Below are 14,894 nucleotides of genomic sequence, written 5' to 3' on the forward strand. Positions count from 1 at the left end.
TTGCCGGCCCCCGCTCCCCTCTTTGGGGTTGTTGAAAGGACACATCATGAAAATTGCAGTTATCGGCGGAGGCCCGGGCGGACTCTACTTTGCGGCCCTGATGAAGCAGCTCGATTCGAACCACCAGGTCACCGTGTGGGAACGAAACGCAGCATCGGATACCTTCGGATTCGGCGTGGTGTTTTCCGACGAAACCCTGGGCGGCATCGGCAACGCCGACCCGGTGGTGGCCGAGTACATGTCACGGCGCTTCGCCCGCTGGAGCGATATCGACATCCACTTCCGCGACCAGATGCATACCGTAGGCGGGCAGGGCTTTGCCGCCATGAGCCGCAAGGAACTTCTCGAACTGCTGCAGCGTCGCAGCATCGAGCTGGGTGTGGATGTGCGGTTCTCCACCATGGCTCCGGACGTGGAGCAGCTCTCTGCCGAATACGATCTGGTGCTGGCCGCCGACGGGCTGAACTCCGCGGTGCGCACCAAGTACGCCCAGTCCTTCAAGCCTTCGCTGGATCCGCGCACCTCCAAGTACATGTGGCTGGGCACCGACCAGGTGTTCGAGGCCTTCAAGTTCTTCGTCAAGGAAACCGCCGCCGGTACCATGCAGATCCACGGCTACCCGTACTCCGATGAGGGCTCCACCTTCATCGTGGAGATGCACGAGGATGTCTGGCGCGCAGCCGGGTTCGACGAGACCGAGAACGAGGTTTTCGCCCCCGGTGTGAGCGATCAGAAGGCGGTGGACAAGGTCACCGAAATCTTCGCCGACGAACTGGCCGGCTACAAGGTGCTGACCAACAACTCGAAATGGATCAACTTCACCACGGTGCGCAACGAGAACTGGCGCCACGAGAACATCGTACTGCTCGGCGACTCCGCGCATACCGCCCATTTCTCCATCGGCTCGGGAACCAAGCTCGCCATGGAGGATGCCCTGGCGCTGGCAGCCTGCCTGCACGAGCACGCGGACGTGGATCGCGCCTTGGCCGCCTATGAGACCGAACGCCGCCCGGTGGTGGAATCCACCCAGCGCGCCGCCCAGGCCTCGCTGGAGTGGTTCGAGAATATCGGCCAGTACAAGGACCAGGACCCGGTGCAGTTCTGCTTCAACCTGCTCACCCGATCCCGGCGCATCACCGCCGAAAACCTGAAGCTGCGCGATCCCGGATTCGCGCAGACCGTTGAGGCGAACTTCGCCAGGCTCAACGGGCAGCAGCACAGCGCCCCGGCTATGTTCCAGCCCTACACCCTAGGCGGCATCGAACTGGCCAACCGAGTGGTGGTCTCCTCGATGGACATGTACTCGGCCTCCGAGGGCGTCCCCGGGGAGTTCCACTTGGTGCATCTGGGTTCAAAGGCCCAGGGCGGCGCCGGGCTGGTGATGACCGAAATGGTCTGCGTTTCCGACATCGGGCGCATCACCCCGGGCTGCACCGGGCTGTACAGCGATGAACAGGCCACCGCCTGGAAGCGCATCACCGAATATGTGCATTCCAACTCGCAGGCGAAGATCGGTGCGCAGATCGGGCACTCGGGCCGCAAGGGCTCGACGAAGTTGATGTGGGAAGGCATCGACCAGCCGCTGGAAGAAGGCAACTGGGAGGTGCTGGCTCCAAGCGCGCTGCCCTACGGGGAAGGCTGCCATGTCCCCGTGGCAATGGACCGCACCCAAATGGATGAGGTCCGCCAGCAGTTCGTCGACGCTGCCCGCCGTGCCGATGCCGCCGGATTCGACGCGCTGGAAGTGCATATGGCCCACGGCTACCTGCTTTCCTCCTTCCTTTCCCCGCTGTCGAACCAGCGCACCGATGAATACGGCGGCAGCTTCGCCAACCGGCTGCGCTTCCCGCTGGAGGTACTCGACGCGGTGCGCGAGATCTGGCCGGCCGACAAGGCCTTGGGCGTACGTGTCTCGGCCACCGATTGGGCCGAGGGTGGGAACACCGATGATGATGCGGTGCTGATCTCCCAAGCCTTCATCGAGCACGGCGCCCAGTTCATCGATGTGTCTTCCGGACAGGTCGTCAAGAGCGAAAAGCCCGCCTTCGGGCGCAGCTACCAGACCCCGTTTGCGGACAAGATCCGCAACCGAGTCGCCGCCGCGGCCGGGGTGGCCGTGATCGCCGTCGGCGCGGTATCCACCTGGGATGACGCGAACTCTATCCTGTTGGCCGGCCGTGCGGATCTGATAGCGCTGGGCCGCACCCACCTGTACAACCCGCAGTGGACGCTGCAGGCCGCGGCCGAGCAGGACTACGCCGGTGCCGCGGCTCTCTGGCCCAAGCAGTACAAGGCCGGGCGCCGCAAGCCGCCAAGCGCGCGCACCGATGCGGTACGCCCTCGCCTGTCCCTGCTGCCGCAGAATCAGGAAGAGGATCTGACCCATGTGCGCTGGACCCCGGATGCAAATGCCTCGGCCCTGACAGCCAGCCACTAGGCGGCAATTAGCCAAGCATTGCCGCACTTGCCGGGTTCGCCGAACGACATCGTTCTGCGAACCCGGCAATTTCCTGCCTTAAAATCCGGCCCGGGACAGGGCCCAAGCTAGAAAATTCCCCAATCAACCGCAGAGGACTGTGCGCAACCGGCCCGAAGTGGCGTCCATTGGGCTGTGCATTGTTCAATCGTCCCGCCGCACGGACCCGCGGAAAACCGTGCAGTTCACCTCCCGCAGATATGTATGTTAACGACAACCACGAGGTTAAAAATGAGCTCCTCATTAGAGCGCATCAAAAATCGCGAAGCAGGGCTTTCGCGCCAATTAAGTGCCAAACAGCTAAGTATGATTGCACTGGGCGGGGCCATCGGCACCGGTCTGTTCCTAGGCAGCAAGTTCGCAATTTCCTTTGCCGGACCCAGCGTCATCATCAGCTACGCCATCGGCGGATTTATCGCGGTACTGCTGATGGGCGCACTCGCCGAAATGACGGTGGCGCACTCGACTACAGGTTCATTTGGCGCCTTCGCGGAGCACTACATCAATCCTTTCACCGGGTTCATGCTCAAGTACCTGTACTGGTCGTGCATTGTTCTGGCGGTCGGCACCGAAATCACTGCGGTGGGCGACTACATGCAAATGTGGTTCCCCGAGGTGCCGCCGGTCATTTGGGTTGTCGGGCTGTCGGTGCTGCTCATCGGGGTCAATATGTTTAACGTCAAAGCCTTTGGGACCTTGGAATATTGGTTCTCGGCCGTCAAGGTGTTTGCGATCGTGGCGTTCATCTTGCTGGCGGCCATATTGGTATTCGGCAAAACCGATCCTTCCTATGGTTTGGGCAACTACACCGCCGGCGAGGGATTCTTCATGGGCGGAATCCAAGGCGTATGGTTTGCGGTCGTGCTCTCGATCTTCTCCTATTTGAGCATCGAGATGATTGCGGTCGCCGCGGGCGAGGCCAAAGAGCCGGAATCGGCGGTCAAGAAGGCCTTCAAAGTTACCCTGCTGCGCTTATTTCTGTTCTATCTCCTGACCTTGTCGCTGATCTTGGCAATTGCACCGGTGGACGAGATCCTCCAAGGCGACAGCCCATTCGTCACGGTCATGCAGGTCATTGGCATTCCGTTCGCCGACTCGCTGCTGAATTTCGTGGTGATCGTGGCGGCCTTGTCAGCGATGAATTCCCAGCTATACATCTCCACGCGCATGATGTTCTCCCTCGCCCGCGCCCGGCAGGCTCCGGTTGCCCTGGGCCGTCTGCGCAAGAATGGTGCACCGGTTAATGCCTTGTTGCTCTCGGCCGCTGGAATCGCGGTGGCGACTATCATCTACGCGACGAACCCGGAGAAGGGTTTTACCCTCATGATGGCCCTGTCGATGTTCGGGGCTATGGCCACCTGGTTGCTGATCTTCCTGACTCACCTGTTCTTCCGTCGCCAGCATGCCCGCACCGGGGAACCGCTGAAGTACAAGCTTTTCTTCTACCCCCTCGGGTCGGTCCTGGGAGTCCTGCTCATGCTGGCGCTTTTAGTCACTACGCTCTTTATCGAAGAATTTAGACTCACCTTAATCTTCGGGATTCCCTTCGCGGCCGTGGTGGCCGGGTTCTACTTCCTCATGCGCAAACGCATGCGGGCCGCTCAAGAATCCGATGCATCCCATGAGGCAGCCGAAGATGAGCCAGATTCCCTCACTTCGGTAGGAGTGGGCTGACCGAACTCACCGATGAGCTGCCCGGTCCCCAGGGAATGAGTTCAAAGGCGTGGCGTGCGCAGGATTTCTCAGCGCACGCCACGACTATTTTTGGCTCCGCGTGGATACTTCTTGGGACGCCATCCGGAATTTTCGCACCGTCGGAGCACCTTTCGCTCATTGGCGATAGGCAGCAGGTTCGGGTCTTGGGCCGGATGCCGAGCTCTCAGCGCTCAGCAGATTAGAGGCTCCATTTGGGTGGAAGCGGTCGAGGCGGCGGCCGCTGACCGGATACCTGAAGCGCGCCTCTAGTGCCCCTTGAACGCTTCGGCCAGCCACCAGGCCCCGCCATCCGAGGCGATCTTCGCATCGATGACCAATGGTCCCGATGGGTCCGAATCCAGCCAGCGCTTCACCTCCTGTAGATCTTGCACCGTGCGCACCGTAATGCCCGAGGCGCCGAAGCCGCGGCCCAGAGCCGCGAAGTCGGTGTCAGGGAAGACCACCGAGCTCATGTCCGGGGTTTGCCCCGACTCAGCGAAGTGGTGCACCTCGGCACCATAGGCGGCATCGTTGTAGACGATGCAGACCAGCGGCATTTTCAGCCGCACCGCGGTGTCCAGTTCGGCGATGGCCATATGGAATCCGCCGTCCCCGGTGCCCAGCACCGGCAGCCGATCGGGCCGTGCCAGCCCGGCGCCGATCGCCGTATACAGGCCAAGGCCGATGGACTGGAACGCCTGGGTAAAGCAGAAGCCATGCTCATCGGGCACCGAGAGGTACTGGCTCGGGTAGCCCATGAAGTTCCCCGAGTCGACGCTGACCACGCGCCGCTCGGGCAGGAGCTCATCCAGCGCCTTACTCAGTGTCCGCGGATCGATTGCCGACTCCGTGGAGAGATCCTCGAACTCGACCTGCTGCCAGTGGATCCGTTCGGTCAGGCGCTTGCTGATCTCGGGGGTGCGATAGCCAACACAGGCGGAGACCTTCTCGCGGCGCAGCAGCTCCAGCACGTCGCGGGCGCATTCGGCGGAGTCCCCGACCACTCCCAGGTCGATCGGGCGGTTGGCGCCCAAGGCCGGTTCATCCAGATCCACTTGGACGACCTTGGTTCGAGCGCCAATCAAATGGCCATGGCGCATGGTCCACATATTCAGGGCGCAGCCGAACCCGACGATCAGATCCGCGTCCGAGATCAGCTCGGCGGCCAGCGGCGAGGAGAAGCCGCCGGATATTCCGAGATTGAATTCATCCTCGTTGAACAAACCCTTGGCGACGGCCGAGGTAGCCACCAGTGCACCGGTGTGGCGGGCCAGAGAACGTATTTCCTCCTTGGCGCCGCGTCCTCCGCGTCCTGCGACGAAAACCGGGCGGCTGGCGTTCTCGATCAGCACCGCCAGCGCACGGATCGAATCCCGGGAAGGACGCACCGGTTCACGGGGTATCACCTCGATCTCCTGGGTCGTTTCCGGGGCAGGCAGCACCTGGATATTCAACGGCAGATTCAGTACCACGGTGCGCCGGTCGTTGATCGCCGTGCGGTAGGCCCGGACGGTATCGGCCACGGCGCTTTGCGCACTGTGCACACGTTCGGAAACCGCGTAAACGGACGTGGCGAAAGCGTCCTGGTCCATGGCGAAATTCGAGTACACGGCGCTGGGTGCTGCCTCCGCGGCGAGGACGAGCAGCGGGGTGCGTGATTTGGCGGCCTCGCCAATTCCGGTGGCTGCGTTGGTCAACCCGCACCCCTGGTGCACGGAGACCACGCCCACCTTGCCGCTGGTGCGTGAATAGGCATCGGCCATCGTGGCCGCGCCGCCTTCGTGGCGTGCTTGGGTATAGGGCACTCCGTACTCGATCAGCGCGTTGGTGACGGCAAAGTTCCCGCTGCCCACCACGCCGAAAGCATGTCCGATACCGAGGTCCGCGAGGGTCTTGCCAACGAGTTCTGCGACGTTCATCAGGAATTCCTTAGAGGCTTGTAGTTTGTCGCTGACGGCCTGGGCGTACCTGGCCGCCAGCGGTTCCGGGCAACAGCCCACGCGAGCAGCGCTGGCCTTACCCATATGGAATCGGACAAGCTAGTCGGCGGCGGCCGCTAGCTCAGTGCGAGAACCCGCGCGGGCGCCCCGGTGCCTCCAACGATCGGCAGCGGGGCGACCACGAGCAGCGCTCCGAAGACCGGCAGCTTATCGAGGTTCTTCAGCGAAGTGATGCCGTACTTGTCATGGCCGAGCAAGAAGTTGTGCATCGGGAAAGGCGGATCGAGCAAGGCAGCGTTGCCCGCGTCGATGCCCACGGTTTCCACGCCCACCCCGGAGATCACCAGCTCCTGGGCTATGTATTGGGCGCATTCGGCGGTGAATCCCGGGGTATGCGAACCCTGCTCATCGGTGTTCAGGAACGCTGCACTGTCTTCTCCGTATTGGTCCCATCCGGTGCGGAAGAGCAGCCATGAATTGGGCGGGAACTCGCCATGTTGAGCCTGCCAGGCTTTCAGATCATCAACTGTGATCAGGTAATCCGGACTCTCGGCGGTCTCGGCGCTGAAGTCCAGGACCACCGCCGGCCCGACCAGTCGCTGCGGATCGATCTGTGACACGTCCTTGCCGTCCCGCCCCGAAATCCAATGGATCGGGGCGTCGATGTGCGTGCCGATATGCTCTCCGGTATGGATGTTATGGTGCTTCCAGAATGGGCCGGGTTCGTCATATGCGGAAACTTCCTCGATGCTGAAGTCTATTAAGTTGGAGAAGGGTTCCGGCAGCACAAGGGTCGGTGTATTGACGGAGAGCGGCGCCGTCAGGTCGTGAACAGTCACAGTTCCACTGGCGAGTGAAGACAGAACGTGGGCTAGCTGGGTCATGAGAACTCCGATAACTGGCGAAAACTTGACTGGGCATTGAACATGCATGACGGCCGTCATGACCATTGGACGACTTCAACCTACCACCGAAGCCATGCCCCGAGAAGAGCTATGCGCATCAGGCGCGCACCAATTCCCGCCCGCGCTTCGCGGCACCGACCGGGCAAAGCCCTGCATTGGGCCAACCCCTTACTGCCGCCCACCACTTGCCTGGGCGTCGACAATGGTCTGCCGAATTTCCGCAGGCCAGGGCCCGGATCCCGATGACCCTTCAGGCACGCAGACGGTAATGACCTTGCCTTCGGCAGCAACTGCCAGACCGTTGCCCTCGAACGGGTGACCCCACACCCTAAAGGCAAAGTGCATGGAGCTGGTCCCCAATCTGTCGATGCGGATCGCCGCCGTTGCAGACTGCCCGAAATACAGCTTGGACTTGAAATCTATTTCCTGCCTGACCCGCGGTGAAATGGGAAAATAACCCTTCAGGCCGAGCTCTCTAAAGAGCTTCGACTCGGCGGCTTCAACGAAGCGCATGATCACCGAATTGTGCTGATGACCTGCAGCGTCCGTGTCAACCCATTCGACAGTTCGTTCCAGCGAGCTTCCGGCGAGCGCAGCCCCGAGGAACTCGGACACCTCGGCCGCAACGGCTTCAGGCGTACCAGTCATTGGTTCCCGTCCATGGAAAGTCATGTTCACCTTTCTTTTATAGAACTATTGTAACGCACGTCACTTTAAGGCAATAATACTGGCTAGGCCCATTCGGGCGCTAACGACCACCCCTACGCCAGGAGAACGGTATGGCCTCACCCACCGCAGTAACCGAATGGAACATCCCAAAACGCACCACGGGATTGGTGCTCTTTGCCTGTTGGCTGGCAATTCTGGCCGAAGGCTACGACGTCGGCGTGCTCGGTGCGGTCCTCCCGGCCCTCGCCGAGTACAAAGAATGGTCGCTCACCCCTCTCGAACTGGGCGGCCTCGGCGCCTACGCGCTGGTCGGCATGCTGTTTGGCGCCCTGTTTATCGGGACCCTAAGCGACGTTATCGGCCGCAAGCGGATGCTACTGCTCGCCATGGTGATCTTCACTATCACCCAAGCAGGTGCGGCATTTGCCCCCACACCTGAAATCTTCGGACTGTTCCGGTTCCTCGGCGGCCTGGGAATGGGCGGGATCATACCGGTGGCAGCGGCCCTGACCATCGAATATTCCGCGCCTCGAAAACGATCGCTGAACTACGGCATCATGTATTCGGGATACTCCTTGGGAATTGTTGCCGCTGCTCTGGTTGCCATGGCGCTCCTTCCGGTACTTGGCTGGCGTTGGGTTGTAGCTGTCGGCGCATTGCCGGTTGTGCTGCTGCCGATTATCGCCTGGATTCTCCCTGAATCCTTGGAGTACTTGGTGTCCAAGGGACGCCTGGCCGAAGCCAAGGCACTGGCCTCGAAGCTCAAGGTGCCCAATTACCAGCCGGTCGCTCCGGCTCAGCCAGGCAGAAAGATTCCTTGGCGAGAAGTCATGTCGGCGATGTTCTCTGGTAAATACCTGCGTTCCACGGTCTTTTTCTGGATTTCACTGTTTTGCGGCATGGTGCTGGTCTATGGCCTGAACACTTGGCTGCCGCAAATCATGCGCAAAGCTGGCTACGACCTCGGGTCCTCGCTGACTTTCTTGTTGGTCTTCTCCTTGGCCTCGGCCGTCGGCGGATTGATCCTCGGATATCTGGCTGATAAATACGGCCAGAAGACCATCCTGGTGATCTTCTATCTGCTGGGGGCTGGTGGAATCTTGCTGCTGATGTTTCCGAACACCATGTTTATCAACCTGTGCTTTGTCGCCTTCGCCGGTATTGGTTCGATCTCCACCTCGTTGGTGCTCACCGGCTACATTGCCGACTACTATCCAGCGGCCCAACGCGGCACCGCCACCGGCTGGGCGTTGTCTTTCGCCCGCATTGGTGCAATATCGGGTCCCATCATCGGTGGCTGGATCGCGGCAACGGGGATTAGCTTCGAATTCAATTTTGTCTTCTTCGCAATCGTTGGAGTCGTAGCGGCGATTGCGGTGTCCCTGATACCACCGCGAATCGTGGAGAACCGGTCCCCAAATACCGCCGTCGAACGCGAGCTAGCAGTGGACTAATCCGCAGGAATTTACCCCCGTATTTGTGCAGGCACGGCTTCGGATCACGCTTTCTCGCGTGGGCCGAGGCCGTGTTCGCTTGCGTGCAAGAAGGGAAAACCTTCTACCGCGACTTGCCCATGCACTCGGCTGTGCAGCAGCCGATGCAAGCACCGCTGCCCGGGTCGATTCCAGGTTCTGCACCGCCGTGCCATGATCTCCGGACCCGAAGCGACCGATCGCAGTTCGTACCTGGTGGCGCAAACTGATCAAGGCACATTCCCCAATTCCTATCGGCGCGGTTCGATGGGCGGCCGCAGTATTGGCGCAGTTCATGCCGCGAATGCACTCATCGGCGCCGCTGGTTCGCTTCAGTGCCATTGCGTTTGACGCTCCGGAGTTCACCGCACATCGCGGATGCAACTCCGCCGTTGCTGAAACGGAAGCTCCACCGATTCAGCTTAGCTCCGCAGAATTCAGGACCTGCAGTTCGCGCACCTCGCCATTGACCGCTGGATCCACCTTGGTGGATTGCGCTCTGGGCGACTTCCGAATCGCCCATAACAAACACAAAAATCATCGGATGGGCCGGCGATGTGCGCAGGTAATTTGAGCTGGCCATGCCCGGCGTTCCCCATGTTCTTTGGATGGGATCTCGTCTCACGAGAATTCCGGGTTCGTCCCAAGCCTGTACCTCTCTTTGCTCCCGCGGTGATCGCTGCGCAAGCCAGCGAGCCACGGGAGCAAAGAGAATGCCCAAAACCCCTACTGGATTGTCAGCCGGTGAACGTGAAACTGGTTTGCAGCTTGCGGGCCGTCCGGTCTGGATTGAGCATCAGTACGCAGAAGATGCCAACGACGACCAGGTAGATTCCGATCATCCCGAACGAAGAGTTCATCCCCTGTGCCAGCAATGCAGCCATTTCAGCCGTATCCGCAACGCCCTTGGGGCTGGGCACGTACCCCGCCCGATCCATCAGACCACCCACCATGGCTGGAGCGATCACGCCGCCCACCGAGGCCAGCCCCGTCAACGTGGCCATAATTGCCGCACGCTGCTTGGAACAGACGCTGAAGGCGATCGCAGTTGGTGCCAGCGGATAGATCATGGCCGTGCCGGCTCCCAAGGTCAACATGGCCACCGCGGCGTACCCCGAGAGGAATGGAAGAATCGAGAAGCACACGCCCGAGATCAGCAAGGTTGCCCCGAAAAGTGCACCGAGCGCCCAACGCACGGTAACCCCACGTTTCATCAGGTAGCGCGAGCCGAAGCCCAGAATCAACAGCGCGATCGCGCCGACAACCCAGGGGAATGTCGAGACGAGGCCAATCATTTCTGGAGACAGCGCCACCACAGAACCTAGATATTTCGGGGACCAAGTCGTCAGGAAACCTTGAGCCCAGAAGCATCCAGCACCAGCCAACACCGCGGCTACGAACATCCAAGATCCTAGAACGCGTCTGATTGGCACTATCTTCAGCAGATCCGACGAATCGGCAATACTGCCGGTACCGTTCGGCTCGAATTCTGCCACCGGCTCCGAGGGGTCCTCGGCCTTCTTCGGTGCCTCAGGTGCAATCGGCCGCGCATCCTGGGTCTTGTCCTGAGACCGCGCTTTGCCGTCTTTGGAATGGCTGAAGGGTCCATCGCGGCCGACAATGAGCCAGGCCAGGCTCCAGAGCAATCCGACAAGTCCCAAGAAGCCGAAGGCCCAACGCCAGCCCAAGGCTGGGTGGGCAATAATCCAGGCCAGGGCAGGTGCAGCGAGAATCGGACCTAAGGTAGAGCCTGCGGCGATAATGCTGCTGGGCAGCCCGCGCTCTTTAGGCTTAAACCATCCGTGGGCATGCTGCAGTGAAATGGGCGTGGCGGGACCTTCGGCACCGCCCAAAAAGATACGGGTCACCAGCAGGACCGCGGCGCCTCCGCCAAAGAGCATGGGGAACTGCAGGACAGCCCACGCTATGCCCATGGTCAAGAGGATCCAACGCGTCGACACCTTACCGGCAAGGAAACCGACCGCTACGCCAACGATGGCAAAGAGGAAGAAGAACGCGCTGCCGATGAATCCGAACTGTCCGGCGGTCAATCCCAGTTCGCGCATCGCCGGGTCGGCGACCAGACCCAAAACAGCCTTGTCCGCAAAGTTGATTATTTGAAAGAGCACGAGCATGCCGGTGACAACCCACGCTCGTCGATTCATCTTGCCATTGCGAATGGCAGCACTCAAGGTGTGATCGGAGAGGTTCTGTGTAGCGCTCATACCAAGCTCCTCTTGGTTTCGGTGCCGGCAAGTTGCAACTTTACGCTTCCAATTTCAAAGACGTCGTTGTCTTCAGCAACGGAAACGGTACCGGCGAAATCTGCACGTGCGGTATCTAGCATGGCCCCCAGATCCGCGGCGCCTGGGGTGTTGGGAACGATGTGGTGCAGCACCAAGGAAGAAACGTTGGCCTTCTGCGCCACTTTGCCAACCTCGCTATATGGAGTATGCGACTCGCGCAGATGCACTTCGATCCCGTCTCGCGTGGGACCGTCCGGGAACGTAGCCAGAATCCCTGGCAGATCGATGACTTCATGCAGGAGCAGGTCGGCGCCTTGGGCGAGCTTCACGCAATTTTCGGAATACGCGGTATCACCCGAAACCACTACAGACCCATAGCGCGAGTCAATACGATAGGCGAAAGCGGGGAAGCACAAGCGATGGTCAACAAGGATTGCTGAAATGGTGACTAGCTCATCGCGGTAGATTTCGAATGGTTCCATCTCCGGGTGCCGGTTCTCCACGGCACAGGCGCGCACAGGTTCCGGGATCTGGATGTTGTGCGCCTGGATCCATTCATGGGGCTCATCTCGCCCTTCGTCAGCCATGCGGATGACCACGTCCGAGGCAAAGACCTTGTCCAGCAGGGCGTCCACGATTTCTTCCGTGCTTGTCATTTCACGGTCGGCCACGCGCGCGGCGATCTGTTCCTCATGTTTTCGGTCGAGGGCAGGCATGCGATTCGGCCGCCCGGGACCGTAAACCTGAATAGGACGGGTAAAGGACTCACCCGGAACTTGCCATCCGGTCACCAAGTACGCACCGAGATCGTAGATGTGATCAGAGTGGTGATGGGTCAACAACACGGCCCGCAACTCGCCCCAATCGGCGTGCGACCGGTAGTTGCGGATACTTCCCATTCCGCAATCGATGACATAGGTTGCCCCATCGACTCGAATCGCCGTGCTGGTCCCAGCACGGGAACTGGAGACTATAGGGCCGCCTCCGGTACCGAGCGTGTAAACGCTCATTCCTGTTCTCTGTTTGGTATTCACATTGATGCCTAACTCGTTGTGGGCAGCAAAGGGTCCCATCGACCGCGATGCGTGAATTGCGAGGGTGTGAAAGCGTTCGGCAGTGATGACCGAAGTGATAGAAATCATATACACCATATTTTGCGATCGCAAGACCTATTGCATATCCAATGTGATCTATGCCATGCTGAACGCGAGAGTTCGTTACCCCACAAAGGAGTCAAAATGGAGCAGCAGCAGGGTCAAGAAATCATCCTGGGCGACCTGCCCAAGGGCATTACCTTGGCAAGTGAGTCGATGGGCAACAAAACATGGAACGTGCTTGGCCACACGTACCTTTCCAAGGTTGAAAGTTCCAGCAGCTTTGCGTGGTTGTCTCTGGATCCTTCAGGAACCGGTGTCCCGCCACACGTTCACCCGACCCAGGATGAGCACCTCTACATCATGGAGGGCACCTACACCCTCTATCTAGACGGCGAATGGTTCAAGGCCGGTCCCGGCGACACCGTTCGCATGCCCATGGGTCTTCCGCACGCTTACTACATCAAAGATGAAAAACCGGCGAAATCGCTGTTCTGGGTCAGCCCCGCGGGACAACTCGCCACCCTCTTCGATGAACTCCATGACTTGGCAGATCCCGAGGAAGTTGTACGCCGCTCGGCGCTGCGTGACGTCAATTTCCTGCCGCCGGGATCGGTTCCCGGAGCAGACTAGAATCTATAGAAATTCCAAACGGCCGGCAGGAACATCCTGCTGGCCGTTTACCGGCGAAGGGAACGGTCCGTGACGCAAAACTCGCAAGATAGCCAAGTATTGAGTTACGGCGACCACCCCGATCAGCATCTCACCCTGGTGCACTCACGAGTTCAGCCTTCACGCGGCACCGCGGTTCTGGTCCATGGCGGCTACTGGAGGCAGCGGATCAATGCCGCGGTCATGCAGCCCATGCTCGAGGATCTATTGCAGGCGGGATGGAATGTGGCCAACGTGGAATACCGGCGCGGCCCTGAGCATCCCTGGCCCACACCATCCGTGGATGTAGCTTTGGCGATCGAGCTGATCCGGAGCACACTTCGCCGCGAAGATCGCCCCGATCGCTTGGTCCTTATCGGGCATTCGGTGGGCGGGCAGCTGGTTCTGCTCAATGCCGATCGCGCCGATGCCGTAGTAGGACTTGCACCGGTCACCAATGCCATCAAGGTCTTTGAAGAAGACCTCGGTGATTCCGCGGCCAAAGAATATTTTGAACGTACACCCAGCGATGCGCCAACGACATACCGGCAGGCCTCACCTTGCCACCAGCCGTCCCCTGCGGTGCCCATGCTCCTGGTCCACGGTCAAGATGACGACCGTGTGCCATTGGAACATACACGGCAGTATATTCAATCACTGGGAGACAAAGCTCAGCAGACAGCCATGTTTCATCCGCACTTGGACCATTTCGAGGCCATTGATCCCAAGAAGCACCATTGGGACGCGGTCCGAAACTGGATGACCCGGGCGTCAGCCAATGCGCAGGCCGAGTAACTGATTGGCATACAGCTCCGCTTGCGGCGCCAGCAGCTCATGCAATGCCAGGAACGTGTTCTTGGCCTGCGGTGCTTTCCATCCTTCGGGGAGGTATTCGAAGGGAAGGTTCGGATCACGATACGGAAAATGCCGCCAACGGGTCAGCATTGGTACATAGAAAGCGAAAGCTTCTCGTTCAAGATCCCTGCGCTGCTCATCGGATTCCACTGGCTTTGCCAGCTTTTCCTGCCAAGCCCCCAAGCGCCCTACGTACAGTTGCAAGAAGTCGGTGTACTGCTGGTCAAGCGCTTGGAGATCCCACCATTGCGCCACCCGATCTTGAATATCTTCCGGTGACATGTAGTCGGCACGGAAAAATTCAACATACCCCGATAATCCTCGTGCGTTCAGCCGTGCTTTGGCCTGCTCAAATGCCAATTGGGGCCCGACGGCGACACCGCTTGCAACCATTCCGAAACCCATGCTCGCCAACTCCGAACGCAGTTCGTAACGGCGATTCCGCTCGCTCTCGGGCACCGAAAATATGGCCAGGATCAGAGATTCATCGGAGCTGGAGCGAGACGGGGCGAAAATCCGCTGATCGTCCTTGCGGAAGCCATCGAGAATCTCGGCGGAAAGTTGATAATGCGAATCGCTGCCGGTGCGTTCATTGATGAGCACACCACGACTTTTTAAACGCGAAATCGTCGACCGGGACGCTTGGGACTTGATCCCCAACGCGCCGAACATCTCAACGATTGCAGATACCGGGAAGGAGCCGCTGGAGGGCTGTCCATACAAACCGTAGAGCGTCACCAGTAAGTTCTGGTGCTGCAATTTCATTCCCCCGATATCCACTGAAACGATGTCCTCCATTTTCTCCGCGGCCACGTTGACAGAGCTCAAGTTCTATCCTAAGCGGGCAGGTGCTGATTCGCGGGCAAGACGTTCGAGCACTCGGAAACCACG

At 59.9% G+C, this 14,894-nt stretch carries 11 protein-coding genes and 1 pseudogene; 5 read left to right on the plus strand and 7 right to left on the minus strand.

Going from position 1 to position 14,894, the window contains the following annotated elements; genetic code table 11:
- The first annotated feature begins 46 nt into the window (after window positions 1–46).
- Entirely contained in the window at window positions 47–2,437 is a 2,391-nt protein-coding gene (locus CQ019_RS14350; RefSeq protein ID WP_105554719.1) for a bifunctional salicylyl-CoA 5-hydroxylase/oxidoreductase, read from the plus strand.
- Window positions 2,438–2,707: 270 nt separating this feature from the next.
- Window positions 2,708–4,150: an amino acid permease gene (locus CQ019_RS14355; protein ID WP_105569993.1), complete on the plus strand. Its 1,443-nt coding sequence runs from the start codon at window positions 2,708–2,710 to the stop codon at window positions 4,148–4,150.
- Window positions 4,151–4,437: 287 nt separating this feature from the next.
- Here CQ019_RS14355 and CQ019_RS14360 read toward each other — a convergent pair whose 3' ends face one another.
- The 3 genes from CQ019_RS14360 to CQ019_RS14370 form a co-directional block, all read right to left on the minus strand.
- Window positions 4,438–6,090 (minus strand): thiamine pyrophosphate-binding protein, encoded by a 1,653-nt coding sequence (locus tag CQ019_RS14360; protein ID WP_105569994.1) that lies wholly within the window; start codon window positions 6,088–6,090, stop codon window positions 4,438–4,440.
- Between the two features lie 137 nt (window positions 6,091–6,227).
- Window positions 6,228–6,995 carry a cyclase family protein gene (locus CQ019_RS14365; protein WP_105554727.1) on the minus strand — a complete coding sequence of 256 codons (768 nt, stop codon included), beginning with the start codon at window positions 6,993–6,995 and terminating at the stop codon, window positions 6,228–6,230.
- Window positions 6,996–7,184: 189 nt separating this feature from the next.
- Window positions 7,185–7,664: a thioesterase family protein gene (locus CQ019_RS14370; protein WP_105569995.1), complete on the minus strand. Its 480-nt coding sequence runs from the start codon at window positions 7,662–7,664 to the stop codon at window positions 7,185–7,187.
- A 131-nt stretch (window positions 7,665–7,795) separates the two neighbouring features.
- Between CQ019_RS14370 and CQ019_RS14375 the strand changes: the two genes are divergently transcribed.
- Entirely contained in the window at window positions 7,796–9,139 is a 1,344-nt protein-coding gene (locus CQ019_RS14375; RefSeq protein ID WP_105554729.1) for an aromatic acid/H+ symport family MFS transporter, read from the plus strand.
- 755 nt (window positions 9,140–9,894) lie between these two features.
- Here the strand turns inward: CQ019_RS14375 and CQ019_RS14380 are convergent.
- The 3 genes and pseudogenes from CQ019_RS14380 to CQ019_RS18880 form a co-directional block, all read right to left on the minus strand.
- Window positions 9,895–11,382 carry an MFS transporter gene (locus CQ019_RS14380; protein ID WP_105569996.1) on the minus strand — a complete coding sequence of 496 codons (1,488 nt, stop codon included), beginning with the start codon at window positions 11,380–11,382 and terminating at the stop codon, window positions 9,895–9,897.
- Complete coding sequence (locus tag CQ019_RS14385) at window positions 11,379–12,119, minus strand: MBL fold metallo-hydrolase (RefSeq protein ID WP_258133978.1); 741 nt, start codon at window positions 12,117–12,119, stop codon at window positions 11,379–11,381. The genes CQ019_RS14380 and CQ019_RS14385 overlap by 4 nt, the downstream gene beginning before the upstream one ends.
- Window positions 12,120–12,206: 87 nt before the next feature.
- A pseudogene (locus CQ019_RS18880) lies at window positions 12,207–12,554 on the minus strand (MBL fold metallo-hydrolase); the annotation flags it as partial.
- Window positions 12,555–12,641: 87 nt separating this feature from the next.
- Here CQ019_RS18880 and CQ019_RS14390 point away from each other — a divergent pair.
- Both CQ019_RS14390 and CQ019_RS14395 read left to right on the plus strand, forming a co-directional pair.
- Complete coding sequence (locus CQ019_RS14390) at window positions 12,642–13,130, plus strand: cupin domain-containing protein (RefSeq protein WP_105554731.1); 489 nt, start codon at window positions 12,642–12,644, stop codon at window positions 13,128–13,130.
- 69 nt (window positions 13,131–13,199) lie between these two features.
- On the plus strand, window positions 13,200–13,943 hold the full coding sequence (locus CQ019_RS14395; protein ID WP_181148514.1) for a S9 family peptidase: 744 nt from the start codon (window positions 13,200–13,202) through the stop codon (window positions 13,941–13,943).
- On the opposite strand, the gene CQ019_RS14400 is transcribed toward CQ019_RS14395, so the two are convergent.
- Window positions 13,920–14,801 (minus strand): PaaX family transcriptional regulator C-terminal domain-containing protein, encoded by an 882-nt coding sequence (locus CQ019_RS14400; protein WP_258133952.1) that lies wholly within the window; start codon window positions 14,799–14,801, stop codon window positions 13,920–13,922. The two genes, CQ019_RS14395 and CQ019_RS14400, sit on opposite strands and share 24 nt — an antisense overlap.
- Between the last annotated feature and the right edge of the window lie 93 nt (window positions 14,802–14,894).

The organism is Arthrobacter sp. MYb229 (genome assembly GCF_002975405.1).
GTDB lineage: Bacteria > Actinomycetota > Actinomycetes > Actinomycetales > Micrococcaceae > Glutamicibacter.

Coding starts and splice junctions, on each gene's coding strand:
- CQ019_RS14400 (WP_258133952.1), bottom strand. CDS start 14,801: ATGGAGGACATCGTTTCAGTGGATATCGGGGGAATGAAATTGCAGCAC.
- CQ019_RS14350 (WP_105554719.1), top strand. CDS start 47: ATGAAAATTGCAGTTATCGGCGGAGGCCCGGGCGGACTCTACTTTGCG.
- CQ019_RS14365 (WP_105554727.1), bottom strand. CDS start 6,995: ATGACCCAGCTAGCCCACGTTCTGTCTTCACTCGCCAGTGGAACTGTG.
- CQ019_RS14375 (WP_105554729.1), top strand. CDS start 7,796: ATGGCCTCACCCACCGCAGTAACCGAATGGAACATCCCAAAACGCACC.
- CQ019_RS14355 (WP_105569993.1), top strand. CDS start 2,708: ATGAGCTCCTCATTAGAGCGCATCAAAAATCGCGAAGCAGGGCTTTCG.
- CQ019_RS14370 (WP_105569995.1), bottom strand. CDS start 7,664: ATGACTGGTACGCCTGAAGCCGTTGCGGCCGAGGTGTCCGAGTTCCTC.
- CQ019_RS14360 (WP_105569994.1), bottom strand. CDS start 6,090: ATGAACGTCGCAGAACTCGTTGGCAAGACCCTCGCGGACCTCGGTATC.
- CQ019_RS14390 (WP_105554731.1), top strand. CDS start 12,642: ATGGAGCAGCAGCAGGGTCAAGAAATCATCCTGGGCGACCTGCCCAAG.
- CQ019_RS14385 (WP_258133978.1), bottom strand. CDS start 12,119: ATGCCTGCCCTCGACCGAAAACATGAGGAACAGATCGCCGCGCGCGTG.
- CQ019_RS14380 (WP_105569996.1), bottom strand. CDS start 11,382: ATGAGCGCTACACAGAACCTCTCCGATCACACCTTGAGTGCTGCCATT.